The organism is Streptomyces sp. NPDC054765 (assembly GCF_053612065.1).
Genome location: NZ_JBSHBP010000035.1, coordinates 1 through 25,737, shown reverse-complemented (window position 1 = coordinate 25,737; position 25,737 = coordinate 1). Strand labels below are relative to the sequence as shown.

The window sequence follows — 25,737 nt, the reverse complement described above, 5'->3', positions numbered from 1 at the left end:
CGGGCGTCGGCCTGTCTGGCTCGGCGACCGGTTGTGCTGTCCGGCTGGGTCCTTGGTCTCGTGGACCGGGCCGGGGCGGTGGTCCCGCCGGAAATGGCGGAGAGAATCAGTTCATGGCTCCGGCGTGAAGAGATGCAGACTGGCCATGCCGTCACGCCGATTCCGGAGCGTGCTCACTACTGCTCAGGCCATTGCTCCAAGCAGTTTGGGAGGCTCCCGGAAGAAGGTGGTCCCTATGGGGGACACGAAGCACCGCGCCGCTCAGGCGTCGAGTACTGACTTGAGGTTAACACTACCGGGTCCAACAAACATTCCCCCTCTCCAAGACCGGCAATCGTCGATCACCCGCGTGCTCACCCGGCGAGCGGCAGTACGCAGGTGCCTGCCGCGTCGAGGGCCAGCCGGTTGGCCGCCCACCCTTCTCCCGCCAGGGCCGCGACCTTCTCGGCCGCCGCGTCCTCGACCAGCGCGAGCACCGTCGGGCCCGCACCGGACACGACTGCGGGGACGCCGTCCGCGCGCAGCCGGTTCACCAGGGCCACGCTCTCCGGCATCGCGGGAGCGCGGTATTCCTGGTGGAGTCGGTCCTCGGTCGCGGCGAGCAGCAGCTCGGGGCGCCTGGTCAGGGCCTCGACGAGCAGTGCGGCGCGGCCGGCGTTGGCCGCGGCGTCCACATGCGGGACGGTGCGCGGCAGCAGTCCACGGGCGGTCTCGGTCAGCACCGGCTTCCCGGGCACGAAGACCACCGGAACGATGGAACCGGCGGGATCCATCCGGATCGCGCGGGCGGTTCCGGTGTCCATCCAGGCGAGCGTGAAACCGCCCAGCAGACAGGCGGCGACATTGTCGGGGTGGCCCTCGATCTCGGTGGCCAGCTCCAGCAGCGCGGTGTCGTCGAGTTTTTGCTCACCGCCTATCGTCACCGCGCGGGCGGCGACGATGCCGGCGCAGATGGCGGCGGAGGAAGACCCCAGGCCGCGGCCGTGCGGAATGCGGTTGGCGCAGACGATTTCCAGGCCGCGCGGCTGTCCGCCGAGCAGCTCGAAGGCGGTGCGCATCGACCGTACGAGCAGATGGCTCTCGTCGCGTGGCAGGGACTCGGCGCCCTCACCTGCGATGTCGATGTGCAGCCCGGCGTCGGCGACCCGCACCACGACATCGTCGTACAGGCCCAGGGAAAGACCCAGGGCATCGAAGCCGGGACCGAGATTGGCGCTGGTAGCGGGGGTGCGCACCCGGACGGCGGCGGCGCGGAACGCGGGACCGGCCATCGCTCGATGACTCTCCTTGATTGATGCTGCGGTACTGCCCCACAGAGCGCCGCGGCACCGAGGTGCCCGGCCGGCTCGTGGGGTCTGTTCTGACCTGCCCTGAACGCCACTGCGCTATGCCGTGGGGAGGGGAGTTGGTGCCAGCCTATCGAAGGAAGGTTCTGTCGCGACATAGGGCGCACAGGAGGCGCACGATGCGTGTCGCGCGCCTTCCCGTGCCCCGACGCCGTCTTCCCCGGGCTTTGCAGCCTTTGCACAGTTTGCTGTGCGCGGGGTGACGGGACGTTCACCGCCCCGTCACCGGTGCCGTACGGGCGGATCCGCCCGTACCGCTGCGCCCCGCGCGGGGCGCCGGACGTCCTAGGCGAGGCCGAGGCGCTCGGCCGCGGCGTCCGCGTCGATCGGGACCGTGACCGGCTGCGGCGCTCCGGCCACCGCCCAGTCCGGGTCCTTGAGGCCGTTGCCGGTCACCGTGCAGACGATGCGCTGGCCGGGGTCGACCTTGCCCTCCTCGGCCGCCTTGAGCAGACCGGCCACGGACGCGGCCGAGGCGGGCTCCACGAAGACCCCCTCCTGCGCGGCCAACAGGCGGTAGGCAGCCAGGATTTGACGGTCGGTCACGGAGTCGATGAGGCCGCCGGACTCGTCCCGCGCCTGCTCCGCGTACGACCACGAGGCGGGGTTGCCGATGCGGATGGCGGTGGCGATGGTGTGCGGGTCCTTGACGACCTCACCGCGCACGATCGGCGCGCTGCCGGAGGCCTGGAAGCCCCACATGCGCGGGGTGTGCGAGGCGATGCCGTCGGCCGCGTACTCCCGGTAGCCCCGCCAGTACGCCGTGATGTTGCCGGCGTTGCCGACGGGCAGCACATGGATGTCGGGCGCGTCGTCGAGCATGTCGACGATTTCGAAGGCGGCGGTCTTCTGGCCCTCGATGCGCACCGGGTTCACGGAGTTCACAAGTGCGACCGGGTAATTGTCGGAAAGACGCCGGGCCAGCGTCAGACAGTCGTCGAAATTTCCGTCGACCTGGAGAATCTTCGCGCCGTGGACGAGGGCCTGGCCCATCTTGCCGAGGGCGATCTTGCCCTGCGGGACGAGCACGGCGCAGACCATGCCGGCGCGGACCGCGTAGGCGGCGGCCGAGGCGGAGGTGTTGCCGGTGGAGGCGCAGATGACCGCCTTGGCGCCCTCCTCCTTGGCGCGGGTGATCGCCATCGTCATGCCACGGTCCTTGAAGGAGCCGGTGGGGTTGGCACCCTCGACCTTGAGGTGTACCTCGCAGCCGGTGCGCTCGGAGAGCACCTGGGCCGGCACGAGAGGAGTGCCGCCCTCCCGGAGGGTGACGACCTCGGTCGTGTCGCTGACCGGAAGCCGGTCGCGGTATTCCTCGATGATTCCGCGCCACTGGCGGCTCGCCGTGGTCACAGTGGAATTGGCAGACATGGGTTCCTTTACTCCCCTTCGACCCGCATGATGCTGGCGACACCACGGACGGTGTCGAGCTCGCGCAGTGCCCCGACGGTCGACGACAGGGCCGCGTCCGCCGCTCGGTGGGTGACGATGACGAGGGATGCCTCGCCGTCCTTGCCCGACTGACGGACCGTATCGATCGATACGCCGTGTTCCGCGAAGATCGTGGCGACCTGAGCGAGAACGCCGGGCTTGTCGGCCACATCGAGGCTGATGTGGTACCGCGTGACGACCGCGCCCATGGGGCTGACGGGCAGCCGTGTGTAGGCGGACTCCCCCGGACCGGTGGCACCGGCGAGCTTGTTGCGGCAGACCGCAACGAGGTCACCGAGGACCGCGGAGGCGGTCGGCGCGCCGCCCGCGCCCGGACCGTAGAACATCAGCCGGCCGGCCGCCTCGGCCTCGACGAAGACCGCGTTGTACGCCTCGCGGACGGAGGCGAGCGGATGCGTCAGCGGAATCATCGCGGGGTGCACCCGCGCGGTCACGGACGCCCCGTCCGCGGCCCGCTCACAGATCGCCAGCAGCTTGACCGTGCACCCCATCCGCTTGGCGGAGGCGATATCGGCCGCGGTGACCTCGGTGAGGCCCTCGCGGTGCACATCGTCGATGGTCACCCGGGTGTGGAAGGCGATACCGGCCACGATCGCGGCCTTGGCTGCGGCGTCGAAGCCCTCGACATCGGCGGTCGGGTCGGCCTCGGCGTATCCGAGGGCGGTCGCCTCGTCCAGCGCCTCGCTGTAGCCCGCCCCGGTCGAGTCCATCTTGTCGAGGATGAAGTTGGTGGTGCCGTTGACGATGCCGAGCACCCGGTTGACCTTGTCGCCGGCCAGGGACTCGCGCAGCGGCCGTACCAGCGGGATCGCGCCCGCGACGGCGGCCTCGTAATACAGGTCGGCGCCCTTGGCCTCGGCCGCCGCGTGCAGCGCCGCGCCGTCCGCCGCGACCAGCGCCTTGTTGGCGGAGACCACACTCGCGCCGTGCTCGAAAGCGGTGGTGATGAGCGTGCGGGCCGGCTCGATACCGCCGATGACCTCGATCACGACATCAATGTCGCCCCGTTTGACGAGCGCGGTCGCATCGGTGGTGACCAGCTCGGCCGGGACGCCCTCGCGCACCTTGTCGGGGCGGCGGACGGCGATTCCGGCGAGCTCCACGGGCGCACCGATGCGGGCGGCGAGGTCGGCGGCGTGCGTCGTCATGATGCGCGTCACCTCTGAGCCGACAACACCACAGCCCAGGAGCGCCACCTTCAGCGGACGCGTACGCATCATTCGACCTCTGCTTCTCATCGATCAGCGAATTCCAGCTTGCTCATGCACAAGTCTCACGCACCGGACGGCGGTTTCCGTCCGTCGTCCAGATGCCGAGACATTTATTTCATCCGGGGCCGGGGCCCGGTGATCCGGCCCTAGCCGACATCCAGCCGCAGGAGATCTTCCTCCGTCTCCCGGCGGACGATCACCCTGGCTTCGCCGTTCTTCACCGCTACGACCGGCGGCCGCAGCGAGTGGTTGTAGTTGCTCGCCATGGAACGGCAGTACGCACCCGTGGCCGGCACCGCGAGCAGATCGCCCGGCGCGACATCGGCCGGCAGAAAGGCGTCGCGGACGATGATGTCCCCGCTCTCGCAGTGCTTGCCGACCACGCGCGAGAGCATCGGCTCGGCACCGGAGGTGCGCGACACCAGCGCCACGCTGTACTCCGCGTCGTAGAGCGCGGTGCGGATGTTGTCCGACATCCCGCCGTCCACGGACACATATGTCCGCAGGCCTTCCAGCTCCTTGACCGTGCCGACCTCGTACAGCGTGAAGGCCGTGGGGCCCACGATCGCCCGTCCCGGCTCGACCGACAGCCGCGGCACGCTCAGCCCCGCCGCGGCGCACTCCCGGCGCACGATGTCGCCCAGCGCCGTCGCGATCTCGTGCGGCTCGCGCGGATCGTCGTCCGAGGTGTACGCGATGCCGAGCCCGCCGCCGAGGTCGATCTCGGGCAGCTCGATGCCGTGCTCGTCCCGCACCTCGGTCAGCAGCTGCACCACTCGGCGGGCCGACACCTCGAATCCCGCCATATCGAAAATCTGCGAGCCGATATGGCTGTGAATGCCGATGAGTTCCAGTCCGTCGAGCTTCAGCGCACGACGCACGGCCTCCGCGGCCTGCCCGTCCGCCAGCGCAATTCCGAACTTCTGGTCCTCGTGCGCGGTGGCGATGAACTCATGCGTATGCGCCTCGACACCGACCGTGACCCGGATCTGCACGCGCTGCCGCTTGCCCAGCCGCTCCGCGATGTGGGCGACCCGCACGATTTCCTGGAAGGAGTCGAGCACGATCCGCCCGACTCCCACCTCCACAGCGCGGGTGATTTCCTCGGTGCTCTTGTTGTTCCCGTGCAGGGCGATCCGCTCGGCCGGCATTCCCGCCGCCAGCGCCGTGGCCAGCTCGCCCCCGGAACACACGTCGAGATTCAGCCCCTCTTCGTTCAGCCACCGCACGATGGCCCGGGACAAGAACGCCTTCCCGGCGTAGAAGACATCGGCGCCCGGACCGAAGGCGTCCTTCCAGTCCCGGCAGCGGGCCCGGAAATCGTCCTCGTCCAGGAAGTACGCCGGAGTGCCGAACTCCGCGGCGAGCGCGGTGACGTCCAGCCCGCCGACGGTGACCACACCGTCGGCATTGCGCGAGACCGTGCGGGACCAGACCCGCGGGTCGAGGGTGTTCAGATCTGCGGGCGGCCCGGCGTAGTGCCCCTCGGGCAGTACGTCAGCGTGCCGGGGCCCTGCAGGGTGGGCGGAGCGACTCATGACTGTGGAGATCCCCTCAAAATCGTTCAGAGGTGTTCGGGAGCGGAGATGCCGAGCAGACGAAGGCCGTTGGCGAGCACCGTCCCGCCGGCCTCGGCAAGGGCCAGCCGGGCGCGATGCACGGCCAAGGGTTTCTGCTCTCCGACGGGCAACGGCGGACAGACGTCATGCCACCGGAAGAACGCATCCGCCGTCGCCTCCAGATGCCGCACCAGCCGGTCCGGCGCCCGCAGCCGCGCGGCGGCTTCGATGACGGACGGGTAGGTGGCGAGCAGGGAGTGCAGCGCCCGGAGGTCTCCCCCGGCGGCGGAAGGGGCCGCGGCCGGCGCCCGCACTTCCCCGGGCTCCCCCTCGAACCCCAGGTCGCGTGCGTTCCGCACCAGCGCCCGGGTCCGGGCGTACGCGTACTGCACCCGGAACCGCGGATTGCTCTCCCGTTGCACCGGCCGCTCGGGTATCCGCACCGGATCGTGTGAGGCGGGACGCAGCAGAACCCAGCGTGCCTCATCGGCGCCCAGGCGGGCGGTGAGGGTGGCGAGGTCGAAGGGGGCGGGGGCTAGACGGGGGGGACCGCCGGCCGCACTGCCGGTGAGGCCGGCCGCCGCCTCGACCCGGGCCAGCACCTCGGCGACCACGCGGGCACGGGCGTCGGAGCCGGCGGCGGAACCGGTGACCGGGCCGGAGGGGACGGCCCCACCCTCCGCGCTCCGGTCCCCGTAGCGCTCCCCCTGCGCCAGCACCTCCCGTACGAGCGCGACCTGTGCACCGTCGCCCAGCGTGAAATTCAAGAACCCCGGCCCGGCGATCTCGACCCGGGCGATCCCCGCGCTCCCGGCCAGCCGCTTCCGCAGAATCTCGGCAACCTCCCGGGCCGGCCGCCCCGCCGGCTTGGCCAGCTGCAGCGCGACATTGGAGGCGTAGTCCCCACACCCGGGCCGCGGCGGCGGCTGCACCACGATCCGCGCCGGCACGGGCACGGAGAGCTCCTGCTCCTCCACTGCACCACGCACGGAGCGCAGAACGGTGCGGGAGAGCTCAGCGGGGGTCACGGGACAAGCGTATGGGAGACCCGGGGCATCCATGCGACCCGGTTTCGCCCTGTGGACACTCCGCCCGGAGATCCGGGGCGGGGCACGGGGCTCAGGGACGGGGCACGGCACTCAGGTTCGGGGCATTCAACCGGTGCACAGCATCAGGGGCACCGGCTCCCAGCTTGGCCCGGCACGCGGCGCAAGAAAGCCCGCTACTCCCCGCCGGCCTCCACCCTGCCGACCCCACCGGACGTCGCGACCCCGCCCGACGAAGCACCGCGCTCCGCCGCACCCCCGCCCCCGTCGCTCTCCCCGTCCTCTTCCTCAGCCCCACCCTCGGGCGCACGCTGCCGCTGCCGTCCCTCGCGCACCAGCATCCCCACGGTCCGTACCAGCTCCGTCGGCTCGAACGGCTTCGCCAGAAACGCGTCCACCCCTACCGACTCACCGTTGTCCACCTCGCCCTGCGTACACGCACTGACGATGGCGATCGGGATGTCCCACGTCCGCGGATCGGACCGCAACCGCGCCGCGGTGTGCAGACCGTTGAGCCGCGGCATCACGACATCAAGGGTCACGACATCAGGTCTCACGTGGTGCACAACGTCCAGACATTCGGCACCATCAGCCGCGGTCACGACCTCGAAGCCCTCCAGCTCGAGGTTGACCCTGATCAACTGCCGGATCACCTTGTTGTCGTCGACGACAAGGATCCGACCGGACAAGCCAGGCACACCATGAGACTAGGACTCCACCTGCGACTGCGTCCCGGTTTTCCCCACTTCCGCCCCCGTGCGAGGGACCTTTCCCCGACCCTCGGCACCACGCCCCGCACATGCGCTAGAACCCCGGTCACCCCCGACGCGACGCCTCCCCCACCGCCCACGAAACCTGTTCATGAACACCCCATCAGAGCTGGTAGTGTTCTACCCGTCGCCACAAGAACACAGGCGGCAACGCCCCCGTAGCTCAGGGGATAGAGCAACGGCCTCCGGAGCCGTGTGCGCAGGTTCGAATCCTGCCGGGGGCACTTCGCAGCAACCAGCACGTACAAGCCGCTGACCTGCGTGAGTGTCATAGACGAAGAGCCGGACCCAGTCTCACTGGGTCCGGCTCTTCGTCATTTCCTGTCACTGATCCCGAGTGAGTGGCGAGTAAGACCGACCGGCAGGGGCGGGGGCCGGCGGGCGAGCTCTCCTGCCCCTCCTCCTCGCGCTCCTCCGCTTCGGGTCCTCGGTCAATGGCTCATTGGACCCCGGAGACGGTGTACACGTCGGTGCCGCCCCGAACTTCGATAATCGTGACTATTCGACCGCTAGTTGGACTGCTGACCGTTCGGATTGACAGGGACGGGTCCATGAGCACATCCAGCAACTCGCCTCGCTACGTCGGGGCTTCGTTCACCTCGACGTTTCCCAGGCGCATGCTCAGCTGCGGGTGACCTGCACGCGAGCGACCCCGAGCAGGCCGGCGAGGGGGACCTCGGCGGTGGTCTGCTGCGGGCCGGCCACCAGGCCGTCGTCGCGCAGCATGCCGAGAAGCATCTCGGCCAGGGGCATCACCATGTGCCGTCCCCAGCAGCGTTCGGACGCATGGCCGAAGGGGAGGTACCCGGGCTGGTTTTCGGGGTCGAGGCCGTCCCAGCGTTCGGGGCGGAACTCGTCGGGGTCGTCCCAGATCGCGGGGTCGCGATGGCTGAGCAGCGGCAGCACCAGGACATCGTCGGCCGCGGCGATCCGGGGGTCGAGGGCGGGGTACTCGGGGGACGCGTTCCGCAGGATGTTCCAGGACGGCGGCAACAGCCGCATGGCCTCGTACAGGATGTTCTGGTTCGGTGTGTCGTCGTCGAAGGGTGAGCCGAGCCAGAGCGCGTTGGCGACGAGTGTGGAGACGGTGAAGCAGACGGGCGCGGCCGCCCGCCGGTAGAGGCCCATCGCGTAGCGGCGGTCGCTGTAGGTCGTGGCGTTGGCGGTCAGGCTCGCGATGGCCGAAACGGGCGCTCCCGGGCGGAGCCTGCCGGGGAGCGCCGCTCCGGTGGCGATGACGGCCCAGGTCAGTTTGGGGGTCAGCTCCAGCACACGGTCCATGAGGATGCGCAACCGGTACGGGTCTGCGCCGAGAATCAGATCGCGCAGATAGACGTGACCGACGTGCGGCCATTCGCCGGAGAGCTCTGCCGATTTCGGCGCGGGCTTTTTCAGTGCTGCTCGCACATCGCGACCGATGGCCTGCATGACCGTTGATGCCTCGACACGGGGAATGGAACGGCCATGGAGAGGTTTGAATGTTGGACGTTCATTTTCGGTGGCCGGTCGGACACCGAGGATCCGGTCCGCCACATCAGGCCCGGCGACACCGACGGTGCCGGAATCCAGGCGGAAAACGTCCTCGCCGCGATGGTCACGCAGAAGGGCGTGGAGCCGCGGCGCAAAAACAGTGGTCCGGGCGTGCCGACCGGTAGCGGATGCGTGCATCGATGGCCTCCAAGAGTGGGAGGCCCGTGTCCGGCGGGCCGATGGGGCTTCGCCGGGCACGGGCCTGGAAGGCGAAATACTTCCCTATTCAGGCAACCGATTCACCGTTTAGTACCAGAGGTACCAGGCGTACGCCTTCAGGCTCTTCTCAGGCGTCATCTTGTTCTTGAGAGAGAAAAGGAACTTCACGACGGGACCTTCCTTTACTGTGAACTGGCATCTTCGGGCATGAATTCACATTGCCCACGACAGTGATTCCGGCTTCGCGCAGAACAAATTTCCGCTGCCCGACACCGAAATGAGTGAAGCCCAGAGAGAAATTCACTGTCAATAGCTCCGTTTCCCGCCATGGACGAATTATGACGAAATGCCGAAAATGACTGCACCAAGGGGCATGCCCCGCCGGTGCGGAGGGCGGCTGCCGAGGGGCAGCAGCCACCACACTTGACGCTCCTGCGGCGTCACCGAGGCATCCGTCTGTAGACCACGACTCTGACGCCTTCACCGACCCGCTGCCCCAGCACGGCCTACGACACGCTCGGCGATCCGGCCGTCCGCAGCCACACCTGGGCCACCTTCGGGGAGCAGCAGACCACGGACCGATGACGTAGACGCGAAGCCGCCGTTTGGACTCCAGTGGGGCCCAAACGGCGGCTGACTGACTCTGCCCGCGTCAGACGTCACGCCCGGCGGCGAACTCCACGAAGGAGGTCCACGCGGCGGGGGTGGCGGCCAGAGCGGGCCGCGTTATGTCCTTCGAATCACGAATGTGCACGGTGCCGGGGCAGGTAGCGACCTCGACGCACTGGCCGCCGTCACCGGCGCTGTAACTGCTCTTGAACCAAAAGAGCTTTTCAGCGCCCTGCTCAGCCAAATCTCCGCTCATCTCTCTCCCAGCAACTTCTCAATAAGGGCCAGCGCCTCCGTCGGCGTGAGAGCCTGCGCGCGGATGATCCCATATGCGGCTTCCAGCTCCCTGACTTTGGCGCGGTCCGTGTGCACGCGACTGTCGCCTTGCACTTCTGTGTAGGCGATCCTGCGCCCTTCCTTCGTCTCCATCAAGGTGAAGGGGCCAGCCAGTCCTGCGTGCTCCTGGCGCGCCAAAGGCATCACCTGGATCTCCACGTTTCGCTTCTGTCCGAGGAGCAGGATCTGCTCCAACTGGCCTCGCCACACCGCCCAGCCACCGAGGGGCCTGTGCAACACGGCCTCCTCAATCACAAAGCTCAGGTGTGGAGTCGTCCGCCGAGCGAAAATTTCCTGCCTGGCGAGACGCGCCGCCACCCGTTGCTCGATGGTCTCCTCCTCCAGCAGGGGACGCCACATCGCGAACACCGCCCGTGCGTACTCCTCCGTCTGCAAGAGACCGTTGACCACCTGACTGTCGTAGACATGCAGCTCAACCGCCTTCGCCTCCAACCGCGCCGCATCCCGGAAGAACGCCGGGTACTGCGCCCGAGCCACCTCTTCCTTCATCTCGGCCAAGACGCCGTGCGCGCCCAGCACCTCGTCCGCCCTGTCGATGAACTCCGGCGGCGGGATACGCCTGCCCTGCTCGAACGAGGCGATGGTGGCCGACGAATAGCCCGTGCGCGAGCCGAACTCGGCCCGGTCCAGGCCCGCCCACTCCCGTAACCGCTTCATCTGGCGCCCGAACACGCACAGGATGCCTGATCCGGGCTCGTACTCCGCCCGCTGAACATCGTCGTCCATGACCCCGGTACCTCCCCGATCCGGGCCAACGCACCGCTTCCCGCCCCGGTCACGCAGCCGCAACGTACAAGCGCCCCTCAGGTGCGTACAACGCCCCGCAGTCGGCGCGTCACTCCTCGTCAACGGTACGTCCCCGGCGGAACGGTAGGCCCCATGAACAGCACAACTCCCCCTTCCGAGGCAACGCCCCAACACGCCACCACGGCACACGAATTCAGCATGCGGTTCACTTCCACCCCACGCGGCGCACGCCTTGCCCGACGCCTCGTCTCGCACCGGCTCGACGAGTGGGGACACCCCTACACCGCGCCCGCCAACGAGACCGTCACCCTCATCGCGGCCGAACTCACCGCGAACGCCGTCCGCCACGGCCATGTCCCCGGACGGGACTTCCAAGTTCGCCTGACCGCTACCCGGGGCCCCGCAACGACCACAGCCGTCGTACTCCGCGTCGAGGTGTCGGACACCCGTACCGAACGGCAGCCCTCCCTCGGCACTCCGTCCGCCGATGCCGAGTCCGGCCGCGGGCTGCTCCTGGTGGCCGCGCTCGCCACCCGCTGGGCGGTCGCCCCACGCCCCTTCGCCCCCGGCAAGACCATCTGGGCCGAGCTTGACGTCGTCGCCTCGGCCGCGGGAGCCGGTACGCCGTCATCGGCGCCGACCCGGCTGGTGACGTAATCGGCGCCGGGCCGGCTGGTGACGGCCCCGCAGGTCACAGTCCGCGCTGGTCCAAGATGCGGATCAGGTTGCGCTTGCGCTTCTGCCCGGTGCGGAGACCGGCCAGGTACGCGGTGAAGTCGTCCGGTGTGCCCAGCCTTTCGTGGCAGGCGCGGGCCTTGCCCAGCAGGTTCGCGATCTCCGCGTAATTGCCGTCACCGGTGCACCGGCACCGCTCCTCGACCGCCCGCAGGTAGACGGCGAGCGCGTCGGCGGGACGGGAGGCGGCCGAGCTGTCCGCGAGCCGCAGCCACTGTGCGGGGTGGGCCCGGTCCTGTGCGGCAGTCCATGCCGCGTCGAGATCGCCGTCGTCGGTCAGCGCGTCGATCAGGACGGCGCCGCCGCCCCAGCGGGCCTTGCGGCCCTCTTCGGCGTCGATGCGCAGCAGTTCCAGTGCGGGCGGGCGCTCGGTGTCCCACGAGCCGTCCGCGCGGGCGGCGGTGCGCAGTGCGCGGTAGGCGTGCAGGGAGTGGTCGGTTTGGAAGTGGTCGCGGCGGACGGTGACGGCGTCGGCGGTGCGTTCGTCTCGCGCGTAGCGTTCGGCCACGTAGTCGACGAGACCGCGGTGGGGGGATTCGTCCTCGGCCGCGGTGTGCCGCAGGCCGCGTTCCGCCCACTCCAGGGCTTCGCCCGAGCGGCCCGCCGCGTCCAGCTCTCCGGCGACCACCAGGTGGGTGTATCCGTCGGGATGGAGGTCGGCGGCGTGCAGGCCGATCAGTTCGTCGAGGTCGCCGGCGGCACGTGCCAGGGACTCCATGAGGTACTTCTCGGCCCAGCCGGAGGGGTTGCGGTTCAGGGCTTCTTTGCCCAGCGCCCGCAGCGTGGCCACGCCCTGGACGCCCAGGACGTCGCGATAGTCGGCCGGCTGGATCTCCAGGTATTCGGCGCCGTCACCGAGGCAGTGGTCGATCAGCCACTGGGCGGTCTCATCGGGGTCGGGCGGTGCGGCGACGCACGCGTCGAGATGGGCTCGTTCAAGGTCCGCTGCGGCGTCACCGAGGCATCCGTCGGAGTCGTCCGCCGTCTCGTACACGCCGGTCAACCGGTGGATCGCGGCGCGGGCCGCCAAGACCGCGGCGGCGCCCCGGCCTGCCGTCGCCAGGTCCCGGATCGCGTCGGCCGCGCGGGTCACCTGGGACGCGTAGCCAGGGACTTCCGCATAGGTGAGGTATCCGTACTGGCTGAACTCCGCGGGGTCGAGCAGGGCGGTGATGCCGGCTTGGACGGCTGTCGTGTCGCCGTCGGACATCGCGGCGCGCAGCGCCAGCAATTCCTTGAAGTCGGCGTCCTCGGCGAGCCGTTCGCGCAGCACAGCGAGCAGTTCGTCGCGGCCGAGCCCGTTGAGCCATCCGTGCAGGGTGGTGTCGCAGGCCGCCGCTTCCTTGCACAGCGCGGTGAGACGGTCGGGCTCGCGCAGCGCGGTGAGGGCGACCGCGACGCAGTGCTTGCAGAAGTGGCCGTCTTCGCCGTAGGGGCAGTCGCAGGTGGCCCGGAGGCGGGCACCGCCGTCGAGTACGACGCGGTAGCGCTCGATGCCCTGCACGGTGGCGGTGATGCGGCCGGCCGCGGCGCGCAATCCGCTCACGGCGTCCAGGTAGTCGAGGCCCCGCTCGTACGACCGCGGGCCGGCGAGTTCACGGATGTGCGTATCGGTGTAGCTGGCGTGGTACATAAGCCGATTCAAGCGCGGCCGGCCCCAGACTGTCAGGCCGAAGCCGGAGGCGTCCCGTTCGCCTCATGTGACCGCAGACGGGGATTCACCATTGTCCTTGTCGTCAAAGGGAAGGGAACCTGGAGACAGAGCCGTCCGTCGACGACATCGCCGGGTGAGATGCCGTCCCCTGGCGGGGGCGAGGAGCCAGCCGTCGTGCCGCCGGCTCGCGCGCTGCCGCCACCCGTGGTCCGCGGGTTCCGCGCGGCACGGTCCCTGCGGACACGCTCGATGACCCGGCTGACCCTTCGCACGACGCGGGATCCGTGAACCGCATCATCAGCTCCGTCGGGCCCGCGTTCGCCGGCAGATTGAGCGAACCGTGCCAGAGCACCGCACCGTCGAGGATGATTCCGCGCGAACCGCTGTGAGTAGCTCCGGCACCGGATACGGCTGCTCGGTCTGCGTCATACGCGCACTCCCCGGTGTCTCCTCCATCGGTCTCCGCGACCCTATGTGCGATACAAACATCTCTCAGTCGCCCACCGGAAGTGCACCGGTGGCCTGTCCGGGAATGGTGCGCAATGTGTGCACTACATATGTCATGTGCTGAATGTGGCCTGCCCAGGTCCACTTGGCAGGGTTACCCGAGCCGGTACTTCCCGCTCCGTGAGCGCAATCGTGAAGCCATCGCTCCCCGGCACTGAACGCCGGTCCGCGGAAGTCATGCGCTTCGACGAGCTGCCGGCCGAGCGAACGAACGGCAGCGGACCGGCCCTCACCCATGGCCGGTGTCCTGACGAGGAGAAAGGTGCGCTCCGCCGTGTAGCGCAGGACGCACCACGGCGAGGCGCCCTCGCGGTGCGAAGGCTGATCCGCACCACCGGTGTGATGTGCCCCGTAGTCTCCGTACGTCACAGGGAGCGGGTGCCCGGACCGCGCATGCCGGACCATGTGCCAGATGTCCCAGTCGAAACGGTGCGCTTCCGCCGCCGGCGCGTAGGACCACTCGGGCAGGCTGCTCGGGCAGGATCCCGCCATCACCACCACGGTGCGCCATCGGTACAGCGGCCCGAGCAAGTCCAGGGCACTGAGTGCCCACTTGTCCGCCGAGTGGTGTTCATCGGTCACGGCACCCAGGTCGAGCAGCAGATCGACGGCGACAGACGGGCTTCCTAAGTGGTCGAGCAGGCCCTGAACGGCGTCGGTCCGTCGCTCGTCGACGAAACCGTTCAGGAGGACCCTTATCCCCAGACCGTTGCCGCTCGCCCGCGCCAGCTCCGCGCACGCAGTCATCTGCCACTCGGCCCGCTCGACGCCTGTCACCGGTCGCAACGGACTGTCCGCCAACATCTCCCGGACGCCCGCGGTGACGGGACCGGGCTCGTCCTCCACATGAAAGGCGTCCAGCCATGCGGGGGTTGCCTGCTGGGCCTTCTTGACCTTGCCGACCCTGCAACGCAGCCACTCGGCAAGAGCGGCCGGGTCGGGATCGAGCTGCTCCGCAGGCCGGTGTCCCAGTGTGCGCCGAGGGCCCGTTCTGGGTGCGAGGGTCCACAGCGGCATCGTCCTCGCCCGCACCGAGGGCGCCAGGGATTCGTAGGCGCGGAGCGCGTTGTCTTTCGTCGGCAGCACGGGTACGTAGAGCGGCTCGACCATCACGGCTCCCCCATCGACTCCGCCGTATCGCCCTTGTGTGAAGGGTGAACGGGGACGCCTGGTGACGAAAGAGCGCAATTCCGGCCAGTGGTCGCCTTCCGTCCTCACGATGAGGCGCCGGCAGGTCCGAGGTGCCTTGACACGGTTGGCCCAGGTCGGTGATCAACTCTCGGTGATCAGCTCTCGGCGATCAGCTCTCGGCGAACCGGCTGCGAACCGGCTGCGAGGCAGCGATTTTTGCGGCGCGTTCATGCGGCGCACGTGACGTATTCCTGACGAAGATCTCCCAACAAAGACCGGGCACCCGGCCCATCGGCCACATGCCCGGTCAGAGGGGGTAGGAAAAGGCGGCTGCGGTCAGCCGTCCAGTCGCACCGGCAGCGATTCGATTCCGTAGACGATCGAGAGTTTGCGGAATTCCAGATCCTCCGGCTTGGCGGCGAGGCGCATGTTGGGAAAGCGATGAGCCAACGCGGGGTAGGCGGCGCGGAGTTCCATACGGGCGAGTTCCGCGCCTACGCAGCGGTGGATTCCGTAGCCGAAAGCGAGATGGGAGGGGACGTTGCGGGTGGGGTCGAACTGTTCCATTTCCGGGCCCAGTTTGCCGTCCCGGTCCGCACCGCTCAGGGAGCACAGCACCACATCCCCGGCGGCGATCTGGACGCCACCGATTTCCAGGTCCTCGCGGGCGAAGCGCGGGAAAGCGACCTGTACGACGGTCAGGTATCGCAGGAGTTCTTCGACATACCCGTCGACGACGTCGTCACCGTCCTGAAGGGCCGCGAAGTGCTTGGGGTCCTGGAGGAGGACCAGGGCGCCGAGGGCCAGCATGCTGGCGGTGGTTTCGAAGCCGCCGGTGAGGACGCCGTCGGCAAGGCCTGCCAGCTCTTCATCGCTGACCGAGTCGCCGTGTTCCTTCACAATCATGCCGAGCAGGCCGTCGCCCGGATTCTCACGCTGCTTCTTGACGATATCCCGGAAATAGGAAAGGGATTCGGATATGGCGCCGAAGGAAGCGTTTGCGCCACTGAAAAGGTCGAAGCGGGCGGCGCTGAGCCGCTCGAAGTCGGCGCGGTCCTCGTAGGGAACGCCGAGCAGTTCGCAAATGACGAGGGAGGGGATGGGGAGGGCAAAGGACTGGACGATGTCGACCGGCTCGCCATTTTTCCCCGCCTTTTCCATTACATCGAGGCGTTCCTCGACGATCTCATGGATACGGGGGGTGAGCCGGCCGAGGCGGCGCATGGTGAATTCGGGCGTCAGAAGACGGCGGAGACGGGTGTGCACGGGCGGGTCGGCGAATCCGAGTCCACCGGGGTTCTGTTCGGCACCGGCGCCGGCCTTCCCGACGAGGTTGGTGAAGTCCGAGCTGAAGGCATTGGCCTTGCCCAGCACCGCCTTGACCTCGTCGTAGCCGGTGACCAGCCAGACGTTGGCGGCTATCGGTACGGGAAGCTTGCTGATGGGCTCCCGCTCCCGCACGGCCCCCAAATCGCCCACAGGATCGAGCCCCTCGCGCCGCAGTGGCATCAGGACGGACTCGGGCAAGAAAGACATTCGAGACAGGTCGAAGCCCTTCTTCTGTGTTCTCGCCAGATACATACGGCCGGCCCAGGCGATGATCCGGGAACGGAGAGTCGTCATGACGCTAATACTGCCTTTCGTCGAGGGGGACGGTCACCCGCGCTCCGCGGCCCAAGTCGGCCGGGGACGCACGGAACCTCCACTCGGCGTGCACGGGTGTGACGTACGCCATAGCCCCTCGCTTACGGTGGTCATGGCACAGGTCCATGCCATCGACCGATGTCTTCGGTCGTCCGCATCAGCGTGACGAGCTCGGCCTCGGCCTTCTTCTCTTCGGTCTGGACGAGTTTACAAAGTGCCATTGGGCGCGTTCGCGGAACAACCCGGTACGACCCCGAGCGACCCCTGGGACGCCCCTGATTCTCCCCTTAGTCCAGTGGGCCGGCACGCCTTCCCTGCTGTGGAGTCGGTTCCGTTCGCGCCAACGCAGTTTCATCGAGGGCGAGTTGGCAGGGGCCGAGGATGTGCGGGGCGACTGAGGGCGAGGTGGCTCCGGTGCGCCGTCAGGACCTCGGGCCGGACGGCCGGGCGCCGCCCCCTCCCCCCTTCGTCACGGATGGTGATGAGTTGCGGACTCTCCGGGGCCTCTCTAGCGTGAGTAGGGAGCGAGGCAGGCGGCATGGCGCGGCGCCGGAGGACGGCGCGCGGCGGAGGGAAGCCGCACTCGCCGCCGGGGAAGGGTGCGACAGGCACCGCACCGGCGGGGCGCAGGCCCCGGCCCGTCCGTCACGTGGCGCCCGGCAACTCCACTCGATTCACCCCGCAGGGACTCCCCCGGGCCCCCGGGACTCCCCCGGGACTCCCCCCTTCGCAGGAGGAAGCGCATGTTTCCGCAGTCGAAGTCCGGCACGTTCGGTTCGTTCGCCCTTTGGCTTCTGCCCGGTGTGCTCTCCGGCGCTCTGGCCGGCGCTCTGGCCGGGACCGTCGCGGCCGGCCCCGCCCTGGCGGCCGACGACGGCGAGGGCAAGGGCGACAGCTTCGCCGCGTACGAGGGCCGCGTGGTCGCCAAGGAAGGGCTGGTGCTGCGTACGGGGCCCAGCACCCATTACCGCCCGGTCGGCTCGAAGGAGTACGGGACCGTGGTGGGGATCGTCTGCCGGGTCAACGGGCAGCGCATCGAGGGCAACCCGGTCTGGTACAAGCTCGGTGAGGCCTCGTACGCCTGGTCCTCCGCGCGCGACATCGTGAACGACGGGGAGGACCCGCGCTGGTGCTGAGACAGAGCCGGGCTCGCCCTCAGGTCATCGCGAACTTGGCGACGTACTCGTCGAAGGGCTCGATGCCCGCCTCCGCCCGCATGTCGTCCATGCGCTCGGGGTCTTCGCAGGGCCACGGGACGGGGGAGCCGTCCTTGACGCCGGCGATCTGGGTGCCGTAGATCTGCTTGCGGCCCTCGTTCACCCGCGTCCGGTCACGCAGGAAGGCCAGCTCGCGGCGGCTCGCCGAGCCCGCCTCCACCGCCTGCCCCAGGAGCCGGAGGGCGCGCCGCTGCACATCGAGCTGCCGGTCGGCGTGCTGGGCGATCAGCCATGCGGCGCGGGCGGCATCCGCACCGACCAGCTCCGCCGTCGGCCAGCCGCACTCGTCCATGATCTGGTGGAGCCGGTCACCGTGCTGCGCGGTGAGGCGGCGCCAGGCCAGTTGTTCCGCGGGGTTCTCGCTGTTCCCGCCCGGTGCGGCCTGCTGGTCCGCCTGGGACATGCGGACCAGCTCCGCCGCCAATGCCGTCATGCCGCTGTCGTTCGTCACGCTCGCTCCATGGGTGTGGGCCAGTTCCGGTCCACCACGCTAGAGGCCCCTGCCGCCTTGAAGATCGTCCCGGAGAACGGTGACAAGCCGGGCCGTCCGCGGCGATACTGGATCTACGCCGAAAACGTTCAGTCACGGGATGCGCCGCGCCGGACCGGATGCCGGGGGCCTGCGGACGCCCCGAACGTCGTATCCGACATAACGGAAATAGCGCCCGCTGCTTGCTACGTTGCCAGGCATGACGGCAATGGCAAGGGCGACGGCCGCCGCGCGCCCGGCGGACACTCCCCCACCCCTGCCGTCACTGCCCGAACGGCGGGGCGTCGAACTGGCCCTCCTCGTAGGCGCCGTACTCATCAGCGTCTGCGGGTATGTCGTGGTGGGGCTGGCCCGATGGCATGCCCTGCCGGGTGGTGCGGTCCGCTACGGTGCCGGGCTCGGTGGGCTCGCGCTCCTCGCGCATCTGGCCGTGCGCTTTCGCGCCCCGTACGCCGATCCGCTGCTGCTGCCCACCGCCGTGCTGCTCAACGGGCTCGGGCTGGTGCTGATCTTCCGGCTCGACCAGGAGACCCCGGCCGACCATGCCGCCCCCACTCAGCTGATGTGGTCGGCCGTCGGCGTCGCGCTGTTCACGGCGGTGGTGGTGCTGCTGCGCGACCACCGCGTACTGCAGCGGTACGGCTATGTCTGTGCGGCGCTCGCGCTCGTGCTGATGGCGGCGCCGATTCTCTTTCCCGCCGTCAACGGGGCGAAGATCTGGATCCGTTTCGCGGGGTTTTCCCTTCAGCCGGGCGAGTTCGCCAAGGTGCTGCTCACCGTCTTCTTCGCGGGCTATCTCGCCGTCAACCGCGACGCGCTGGCGCACACCGGGCGCCGGATGTGGCGGCTGCGGCTCCCGACCGGCCGGGTGCTGGGACCGATCGTCGCGATCTGGCTGGTCAGCGTCGCCGTGCTGGTGCTCGAACGCGATCTGGGCACCTCCCTGCTCTTCTTCGGGATCTTCGTCGTCCTGTTGTACGTGGCGACCGGGCGGACCGGCTGGATCGCGATCGGACTGATCCTGGCGGGCATCGGGGCGGCTGCCGTCGGCACGCTGGAGCCGCATGTGCACAGCCGGGTCGAGGACTGGCAACAGCCGTTCGCCGGGATCGCGGCGGGCAAGGGGGCCGGTCAGCTCGCCCAGTCGCTGTTCGCGTTCGCCGCCGGGGGGATGTTCGGCACCGGCCTCGGCCAGGGCCACTCGTATCTGATCGGCTTCGCCATGAAGTCCGACTTCATCCTGGCGACGTACGGCGAGGAACTGGGTCTGGCCGGGCTGACCGCGCTGTTTCTGCTGTATGCGCTGCTGGTGGCCTGTGGCTATCGCGCCGCGGTCGCGCTGCGGGACCCGTTCGGCAGTCTGCTGGCCGTGGGACTCGCGGCGCTGCCCGCCATCCAGGTCTTCGTGATCGCGGGCGGGGTGATGGGGCTGATTCCGCTCACGGGGATGGCGATGCCGTTCCTCGCGCAGGGCGGTTCGTCCGTCATCACGAACTGGATCATCGTCGCGCTGCTGCTGCGGATCAGCAACCGGGCGCGGATGCCACGGCCGGAGGGAAGCGGTACGGCGAGGAACCCTGCGGGGAGCCGGGCCGGGCGCCAGGCGGTGAGCGCGGCGGCGGACGTGGCCAGGAGCCCTACGGCGCAAGGTGCCAGGAGTGCTGCCGCACACAGCGGGAGGAGCAGTGCGGCCGATCTTCCCGCCGGCGGCACCGGGCTCGGGGCGGGGAGCTGGGTGACCGGCTTCATGAAGCCGGCCAAGCTACGGCAGCCTGAGGCGCAGAGCGGTTCCCGGTCACCGAGCGGGCCCGGGTCGCCGAACGGGTCCGGGTCACCGAGCGGGCCCGGGTCTCCGAACGGTTCCCGGTCACCGAGCGCGCCCCGGGCGCCGCATCCGCCGCCGCCGGCCTCCCTCGATGACGCCCCCTCCCCGGAGGCCGGCCGTTGATCCGCTGCATCCGCCTCACCGCCGCCTTCTCCTTCCTCCTCCTCGTGGCACTGCTGGTCAACGCCGCCCGGGTGCAGATCTTCGAGGCGGAGGGCTATGGCGCCAGTCCGGCCAACCGCCGGGGCCCGATCGTCCGATACGCACAGCCGCGCGGTGCCGTGCTCGTCGCGGGGCGGCCGGTCACCGGGTCCCGGGACAGCGGCGGGCGGCTGCGCTACGAGCGCACCTACACCGCGGGGCCGCTGTACGCGCCGGTCACCGGCTACTCCTCGCAGACCTACGGGACCTCCCTGCTGGAGAGCGCCGAGGACGGCATCCTCTCCGGCGCCGACGACCGGCTCGCCACCTTCCCCTGGTGGGATCAGCTGACCCGTGCCCACCGGCGGGGCGGCAGCGTGCACACCACCATCAACCCCCGGATGCAGCGTGCCGCGTTCGACGGGCTGGGCGGCAAGAAGGGCGCGGTGGCCGCGATCGAGCCGCGTACGGGACGGATCCTGGCGCTGGTCAGCACGCCCTCGTACGACCCGGGTGAGCTGTCCGGCAACGGCCCTGCGGTCAATGCGGCCTGGCGCCGGCTGAACGGTGCCGAGCAGCAGCCGATGCTGAACCGGGCTCTGCGGCAGACCTATCCGCCCGGTTCCACCTTCAAGGTCGTCACCGCGGCGGCCGCACTGGAGAGCGGCAAGGTCACCGATATCGAGGCCCCTACGGACTCCCCCGACCCCTACCCGCTGCCCGGCACCGACACCCGGCTCGGCAATGCCGCCAAGGACTGCGAGGACGCCCCCCTCAAGGACGCCTTCCGGGCCTCGTGCAACACCGTCTTCGCGCGGCTGGGCGCCGAGATCGGGCTGCGCCGCATGGCGGAGACGGCCCGGAGGTTCGGCTTCAACGACCCCCGGCTGCGTATCCCCTCGCCGGTTGCGCCGAGCAACTTCGATACGCGGATGGACGCCTCGCAGGTCGCGCTGTCCGCCATCGGGCAGTACGACACCGCCGCCACACCGCTCCAGATGGCGATGGTCGCGGCGGCGGTCGCCAACGGGGGCCAGCTGACGTCGCCGTCGCTCGTCGACAAGGTGACCGATGCCCGGGGTGTCATGGTCACGGGCGGTCCGCCGCGGCCCACCCGCGAGGTGACCGGCCCGGCCACGGCTCAGCGGCTCCAGGAGATGATGATCGACGTCGTCGAGCACGGCAGCGGGCGGCGAGCCGCGATCAAGGGCGTCACGGTGGGCGGCAAGACCGGCACCGCGCAGCACGGGGTGCACAACGAGGGCACGCCGTATGCCTGGTTCATCTCCTGGGCGAGGGCGAAGGACAGCTATGAGCCGGCCGTTGCCGTGGCCGTGGTGGTCGAGGACGCGGCCGCGGACCGTGCGGACATCAGCGGCGGAGGGAGCGCGGCGCCGATCGCGCGGGCGGTGATGGCGGCGGCGCTGGGCTGAGGCCCTTCGCGCGGTGCCCGGCCCTGGCGTCACAATGGCCGTATGGCTGATGCGATCCCGTCCATGGAACCTGCTCCGCCCCCGCTGTTGTCCCTGGCCGAGGTGGAGGCGCTGGCCCGGCGTACGCACTCGGGGCAGACCGACAAGGCGGGCCGCCCGTATGCCGGGCATCTGGCCGCGGTCGCGGCGGGGGTCCGCGAGCGGGGCGGCAGCGACGAGCAGATCGCCGCGGCGTGGCTGCACGACGCGGTCGAGGACGGGGCGCTGAGCCGGGAGTGGCTGGCCGGGGCGGCGCTGAGCGAGACGACCAGGGCGATGATCCTGGCCGTCACCAAGCGGGCGGACGAACCGGTTGAGGAGTACACCGCACGCATTCTGGCCACGCCCGGGGCGCTGCTGGTCAAGGAGTCCGACCTCGCGCACAACGCCGATCCGGAGCGGCTGGCCGTGCTGGACGCGCCGACGCGGGAGCGGCTGACGGCGAAGTACGCGCGGGTGCGGGCGCTGTTGGGGCTGTCCGAGCCGTAGGCCGCGGTAGCCCCCGGGGCCGGCCCCTCGGCGGCGAAGGCGCCGGGGGGGATCCGGCGGACGCCGCTCCCCCTCCCCGGCCGTTGCGGGGGCCCTGGCGCTCAGTCCCCGGCCGCGCCCTCCGCGATGGCCGCCGCGACCTCCGCCGTACGGGCCTCCTCCTCGGCCGCGAAGCGCTCCGCGTCGAGCTTTTCGGCGAATTCCTCGTCCTCGGCCATGAGCAGATCGAGAGGGGAGTCGCCCATCTCGAAGACGCCCATGTCCACATAGGCGCGCTGGAGACGTTCGCCCCACAGGCCGATGTCCTTCACGCAGGGCACGATGCGGCTGAAGAGCAGTTTGCGGAAGAGGTGCAGGAATTCGGAGTTCTCGGTGAATTCGGCGGCTTCCTCGTGCGGTATGCCGAAGTTCTCCAGGACTTCCAGGCCACGCAGCCGGTCGCGCATCAAAAAGCAGCCCTCGATGACGAACTCCTCGCGTTCGCGCAGTTCGGCGTCGGTGAGCTGCTTGTAGTAGTCGCGCAGCGCCATCCGGCCGAAGGCGACGTGCCGCGCCTCGTCCTGCATGACGTACGTCAGGATCTGCTGGGGCAGCGGCTTGGTGGTGGTGTCGCGGATCATGCCGAAGGCGGCCAGCGCCAGGCCCTCGATCAGCACCTGCATGCCGAGGTACGGCATGTCCCAGCGGGAATCCTTGAGGGTGTCGGAGAGCAGCGCCTGCAGGTTGTCGTTGACCGGGTAGAGCATCCCGATCTTTTCCTGGAGAAAGCGGCTGTATATCTCGGCGTGCCGTGCCTCGTCCATGGTCTGGGTGGCGGAGTAGAACTTCGCGTCGAGGTCCGGGACGGATTCGACGATCCGGGCGGCGCAGACCATGGCGCCCTGTTCGCCGTGCAGAAACTGGCTGAACTGCCACGAGGTGTAGTGCTGACGCAGTTCACCGCGGTCCTTCTCGGTCATTTTGTCCCAGTACCTGGTGCCGTACAGGGACATGGACTCGTCCGGGGTGCCGAGCGGATCGTACGGGTCGACCTCCAGGCCCCAGTCGATCCGCAAGGTGGCGTCCCACTGCTTGTCCTTGCCCTTCTGGTAGAGGGCCAGCAGCCGGTCGCGTCCGTCGTCGTAGTCCCAGCTGAAGCGGGCCGCGCCGGACGCGGGCACCTTCCACACGCGGTCGCCTGGGTCCTGTACGTAGAGATCTCGGGTCGACACGGACGCCTCCTCGGCTCGCCAAATGCCTTGTCATGGGCGGTCGTTGGCAGGCTCACACGCTTCTTACCGACGGGTCAATAAGTCGTGCGCGGGGGATTGACGCCCTTGCTGACACGCAGTCTCATAAGAGGTGACCGCGGGCTGGGCCGGTCCGGCTCCGCTCCGCCGGGCAGCCCCTGACCCACGAGCGAGGTAGCCACAGCCATGACGAGCGCGCCCAGCGAGATGACCGTGACGGACACCGAAGGCCTGCGGGACGCCCTCGGTCCGCTCAAGGACCGGGAACAGGTCGCCGAGCGGTTGCTCGACTCCTCCGCCAGGCACTCCTTCGACCCCGACGCCGAACTCGACTGGGACGCCCCCCTCGAAGAGGGCAAGTGGTTCTGGCCGCCCGAGCTGGTCTCGCTCTACGACACCCCGCTGTGGAAGAAGATGTCGACGGAGCAGCAACAGGACCTCTCCCGGCACGAGGCCGCCTCGCTCGCCTCGCTGGGCATCTGGTTCGAGATCATCCTGATGCAACTGCTCGTGCGGCACATCTACGACAAGCCGGTGACCAGCGCACACGTCCGTTACGCCCTCACCGAGATAGCCGACGAGTGCCGGCACTCCAAGATGTTCGCGCGGATGATCCAGAAGGGCGGGGCGCCGGCGTACCCGGTCTCCCGGCTCAACCACCACCTCGCCCGGGTCCTGAAGACCTTCTCCACCACCCCGGGTTCGTTCGCCTGCACCCTGCTCGGCGAGGAGATCCTCGACTGGATGCAGCGGCTGACGTTCCCGGACGAGCGGGTGCAGTCCATCGTGCGCGGAGTGACCCGTATCCATGTCGCCGAGGAGGCCCGGCATGTGCGCTACGCCCGCGAGGAGCTGCGCCGCCAAATGGTCACCGCGCCGCGCTGGGAGCAGGAGCTGACCCGCATCAGCTCCGGCGAGGCGGCCCGGGTCTTCTCCGTCGCCTTCGTCAATCCGGATGTCTACCGCAATGTCGGGCTGGACCGGCGCGAGGCCGTCGCCCAGGTCAAGGCCAGCGGCCACCGCCGCGAGGTGATGCAGTCCGGCGCCCGGCGGCTGACCGGCTTCCTGGACGAGATCGGCGTACTGCGCGGTACGGGCCGCAGGTTGTGGCGCAGCTCGGGCCTGCTGGCCTGAGGCGGGGCGGCATGGACCCCGTGGGCCCCGAGCACCTGTACGAGGCGGAACCCGGGGCGGTTACGCTGCTGTTCATGAACGGCAGCGGCACCGCCCCAGCAGTACCCCGACCCGCCTACCGCAGGCTGAGCGTCGAGCAGCGCCGCAGCCAGCTCCTCACCGCCGCGCTGGACCTGTTCGCACAACGCGCGCCGGAGGATGTCTCGCTGGACGATGTCGCCACCGCCGCCGAGGTCTCGCGCCCGCTGGTCTACCGCTACTTCCCCGGCGGCAAGCAGCAGTTGTACGAGGCCGCGCTGCGCAGCGCGGCCGATGTCCTGGAGCGCTGTTTCGCCGAGCCGGAGACCGGGCCGCTCACCCGGCGGCTGTCCCGCGCGCTGGACCGCTATCTGGCCTTCGTCGACGAGCACGACGCGGGGTTCAGCGCGCTGCTCCAGGGCGGCAGCGTCGTGGAGACCGCCCGCACGTCCGCGATCGTGGACGAGGTGCGGCGCGCCGCGGCGGACCAGATCCTGCGGCATCTGGGCGAACCGGAGCCGGGCCTGCGGCTGCGGCTGACCGTCCGGATGTGGATCACCGCCGTGGAGGCCGCCTCGCTGATCTGGCTCGACGAGGACAAGCAGCCGACCCTCGACGAGCTGCGGAACTGGCTGGTCGACCACTTCATCGGGCTGCTGACCGCCACCGCGGCCACCGACCCGCAGACCGCGCGGGTGACCCGGGCGGCGCTGAAGCTGGAGACCGCCGACGGCCCGGCCGGCGATCTGGCCCGCCGCATCCTGCCCGTCGTGAGCGACGCCACGCATCTGCTGTGATCAGCGGTTGCGCCGTGGCGGTGTGACACTGAGGGCGGGTGTGACACTGGGGGCGTGAGAAGCGAGAACACCCTCTTCGTCGGCGGCCCGCTGGACGGCCGGGTACTGCCCGTACTGGCCGGCATGACCGGCCGGCCGCCGAAGACGTACGAGGTCCCGGTGCCGCAGGACGACGACCGCCCGCCGACGGTGCATGTCTACCGGCGCGTCCCGGGGCGGGTGGGCCGTCTGGGGCTGCCGGGCGGGTGGAAGTACGCGTACGACCCCGCGGGGAAGACAGCCGACGAAGGCCCCAAGTGGCCCTGGCGCAAGCCTCGTTGACCAGCCCGCGCGCGGCACCCCGGAAGCCCGCAGACACCCCGCGCACGCCCTCCAGGGACAGCCGCGGCACCCACGGAAGGTGACGGGCCGGAGGTGACGGGCCGGAGGTGGTGGGGTGCGGGACGTAAAGCGCAGCAGTCCCGCACC

23 protein-coding genes and 1 tRNA gene are annotated in these 25,737 nt (G+C 69.6%); 9 read left to right on the top strand and 15 right to left on the bottom strand.

The window, feature by feature from the left end:
* Positions 1 to 353 precede the first annotated feature (353 nt).
* The 6 genes from thrB to ACWGJY_RS21900 form a co-directional block, all read right to left on the bottom strand.
* On the bottom strand, positions 354 to 1,271 hold the full coding sequence (gene thrB, locus ACWGJY_RS21925; protein ID WP_453262503.1) for a homoserine kinase: 918 nt from the start codon (positions 1,269 to 1,271) through the stop codon (positions 354 to 356).
* Between the two features lie 360 nt (positions 1,272 to 1,631).
* Entirely contained in the window at positions 1,632 to 2,717 is a 1,086-nt protein-coding gene (gene thrC, locus ACWGJY_RS21920; protein ID WP_453262502.1) for a threonine synthase, read from the bottom strand.
* A gap of 8 nt (positions 2,718 to 2,725) precedes the next feature.
* Positions 2,726 to 4,018: a homoserine dehydrogenase gene (locus ACWGJY_RS21915; protein WP_453262501.1), complete on the bottom strand. Its 1,293-nt coding sequence runs from the start codon at positions 4,016 to 4,018 to the stop codon at positions 2,726 to 2,728.
* A gap of 137 nt (positions 4,019 to 4,155) precedes the next feature.
* Positions 4,156 to 5,547 (bottom strand): diaminopimelate decarboxylase, encoded by a 1,392-nt coding sequence (gene lysA / locus ACWGJY_RS21910; RefSeq protein ID WP_453262500.1) that lies wholly within the window; start codon positions 5,545 to 5,547, stop codon positions 4,156 to 4,158.
* Between the two features lie 26 nt (positions 5,548 to 5,573).
* A complete protein-coding gene (gene nrtL, locus ACWGJY_RS21905) occupies positions 5,574 to 6,596 on the bottom strand; it encodes an ArgS-related anticodon-binding protein NrtL (protein ID WP_453262499.1) in 1,023 nt (340 codons plus the stop codon).
* A 194-nt stretch (positions 6,597 to 6,790) separates the two neighbouring features.
* On the bottom strand, positions 6,791 to 7,312 hold the full coding sequence (locus ACWGJY_RS21900) for a response regulator (protein ID WP_453262498.1): 522 nt from the start codon (positions 7,310 to 7,312) through the stop codon (positions 6,791 to 6,793).
* A gap of 224 nt (positions 7,313 to 7,536) precedes the next feature.
* Here ACWGJY_RS21900 and ACWGJY_RS21895 point away from each other — a divergent pair.
* A tRNA-Arg gene (locus tag ACWGJY_RS21895) sits at positions 7,537 to 7,608 on the top strand.
* Between the two features lie 397 nt (positions 7,609 to 8,005).
* Here ACWGJY_RS21895 and ACWGJY_RS21890 read toward each other — a convergent pair.
* The 4 genes from ACWGJY_RS21890 to ACWGJY_RS21875 form a co-directional block, all read right to left on the bottom strand.
* Positions 8,006 to 9,052: a cytochrome P450 gene (locus ACWGJY_RS21890; protein ID WP_453262497.1), complete on the bottom strand. Its 1,047-nt coding sequence runs from the start codon at positions 9,050 to 9,052 to the stop codon at positions 8,006 to 8,008.
* A 108-nt stretch (positions 9,053 to 9,160) separates the two neighbouring features.
* A complete protein-coding gene (locus ACWGJY_RS21885) occupies positions 9,161 to 9,241 on the bottom strand; it encodes a tryptorubin family RiPP precursor (RefSeq protein WP_453262561.1) in 81 nt (26 codons plus the stop codon).
* 484 nt (positions 9,242 to 9,725) lie between these two features.
* Positions 9,726 to 9,938 (bottom strand): DUF397 domain-containing protein, encoded by a 213-nt coding sequence (locus tag ACWGJY_RS21880; protein ID WP_453262496.1) that lies wholly within the window; start codon positions 9,936 to 9,938, stop codon positions 9,726 to 9,728.
* Entirely contained in the window at positions 9,935 to 10,765 is an 831-nt protein-coding gene (locus ACWGJY_RS21875; protein ID WP_453262495.1) for a helix-turn-helix domain-containing protein, read from the bottom strand. The genes ACWGJY_RS21880 and ACWGJY_RS21875 overlap by 4 nt, the downstream gene beginning before the upstream one ends.
* Before the next feature lie 219 nt (positions 10,766 to 10,984).
* Here ACWGJY_RS21875 and ACWGJY_RS21870 point away from each other — a divergent pair, with 219 nt between their 5' ends.
* Entirely contained in the window at positions 10,985 to 11,443 is a 459-nt protein-coding gene (locus tag ACWGJY_RS21870) for an ATP-binding protein (protein ID WP_453262494.1), read from the top strand.
* Between the two features lie 34 nt (positions 11,444 to 11,477).
* On the opposite strand, the gene ACWGJY_RS21865 is transcribed toward ACWGJY_RS21870, so the two are convergent.
* From ACWGJY_RS21865 to ACWGJY_RS21855, 3 genes are all read right to left on the bottom strand, one after another.
* Complete coding sequence (locus ACWGJY_RS21865; protein ID WP_453262493.1) at positions 11,478 to 13,154, bottom strand: SWIM zinc finger family protein; 1,677 nt, start codon at positions 13,152 to 13,154, stop codon at positions 11,478 to 11,480.
* A 513-nt stretch (positions 13,155 to 13,667) separates the two neighbouring features.
* Positions 13,668 to 14,792, bottom strand: a complete 1,125-nt coding sequence (locus ACWGJY_RS21860) for a beta family protein (protein ID WP_453262492.1) — start codon at positions 14,790 to 14,792, stop codon at positions 13,668 to 13,670.
* A gap of 357 nt (positions 14,793 to 15,149) precedes the next feature.
* On the bottom strand, positions 15,150 to 16,436 hold the full coding sequence (locus ACWGJY_RS21855) for a cytochrome P450 (RefSeq protein WP_453262491.1): 1,287 nt from the start codon (positions 16,434 to 16,436) through the stop codon (positions 15,150 to 15,152).
* Between the two features lie 764 nt (positions 16,437 to 17,200).
* On the opposite strand from ACWGJY_RS21855, the gene ACWGJY_RS21850 reads away from it, so the two are divergent.
* Positions 17,201 to 17,593: a hypothetical protein gene (locus tag ACWGJY_RS21850; RefSeq protein WP_453262490.1), complete on the top strand. Its 393-nt coding sequence runs from the start codon at positions 17,201 to 17,203 to the stop codon at positions 17,591 to 17,593.
* Between the two features lie 19 nt (positions 17,594 to 17,612).
* Here the strand turns inward: ACWGJY_RS21850 and ACWGJY_RS21845 are convergent, their stop codons facing one another.
* Complete coding sequence (locus ACWGJY_RS21845) at positions 17,613 to 18,107, bottom strand: DUF6624 domain-containing protein (RefSeq protein WP_453262560.1); 495 nt, start codon at positions 18,105 to 18,107, stop codon at positions 17,613 to 17,615.
* A gap of 256 nt (positions 18,108 to 18,363) precedes the next feature.
* Here ACWGJY_RS21845 and ACWGJY_RS21840 point away from each other — a divergent pair, with 256 nt between their 5' ends.
* Genes ACWGJY_RS21840 through ACWGJY_RS21830 form a run of 3 tightly spaced genes read left to right on the top strand, consistent with a single transcriptional unit; the run spans position 18,364 to position 22,091 of the window.
* Positions 18,364 to 20,112, top strand: a complete 1,749-nt coding sequence (locus ACWGJY_RS21840; protein ID WP_453262489.1) for an FtsW/RodA/SpoVE family cell cycle protein — start codon at positions 18,364 to 18,366, stop codon at positions 20,110 to 20,112.
* The gene (locus ACWGJY_RS21835) at positions 20,109 to 21,563 is read left to right on the top strand and encodes a penicillin-binding transpeptidase domain-containing protein (RefSeq protein WP_453262488.1); all 1,455 of its coding nucleotides are present in this window, start codon (positions 20,109 to 20,111) and stop codon (positions 21,561 to 21,563) included. The genes ACWGJY_RS21840 and ACWGJY_RS21835 overlap by 4 nt, the downstream gene beginning before the upstream one ends.
* 42 nt (positions 21,564 to 21,605) lie before the next feature.
* Positions 21,606 to 22,091, top strand: a complete 486-nt coding sequence (locus tag ACWGJY_RS21830) for an HD domain-containing protein (protein WP_453262487.1) — start codon at positions 21,606 to 21,608, stop codon at positions 22,089 to 22,091.
* 101 nt (positions 22,092 to 22,192) lie between these two features.
* On the opposite strand, the gene ACWGJY_RS21825 is transcribed toward ACWGJY_RS21830, so the two are convergent.
* Complete coding sequence (locus ACWGJY_RS21825; protein WP_453262486.1) at positions 22,193 to 23,302, bottom strand: ferritin-like domain-containing protein; 1,110 nt, start codon at positions 23,300 to 23,302, stop codon at positions 22,193 to 22,195.
* 225 nt (positions 23,303 to 23,527) lie between these two features.
* On the opposite strand from ACWGJY_RS21825, the gene ACWGJY_RS21820 reads away from it, so the two are divergent.
* From ACWGJY_RS21820 to ACWGJY_RS21810, 3 genes are all read left to right on the top strand, one after another.
* Positions 23,528 to 24,454: an AurF N-oxygenase family protein gene (locus ACWGJY_RS21820; RefSeq protein ID WP_453262559.1), complete on the top strand. Its 927-nt coding sequence runs from the start codon at positions 23,528 to 23,530 to the stop codon at positions 24,452 to 24,454.
* A gap of 74 nt (positions 24,455 to 24,528) precedes the next feature.
* A complete protein-coding gene (locus ACWGJY_RS21815) occupies positions 24,529 to 25,269 on the top strand; it encodes a TetR/AcrR family transcriptional regulator (RefSeq protein WP_453262558.1) in 741 nt (246 codons plus the stop codon).
* A gap of 54 nt (positions 25,270 to 25,323) precedes the next feature.
* Positions 25,324 to 25,590: a hypothetical protein gene (locus ACWGJY_RS21810; RefSeq protein WP_453262485.1), complete on the top strand. Its 267-nt coding sequence runs from the start codon at positions 25,324 to 25,326 to the stop codon at positions 25,588 to 25,590.
* The last annotated feature ends 147 nt before the right edge of the window (positions 25,591 to 25,737 follow it).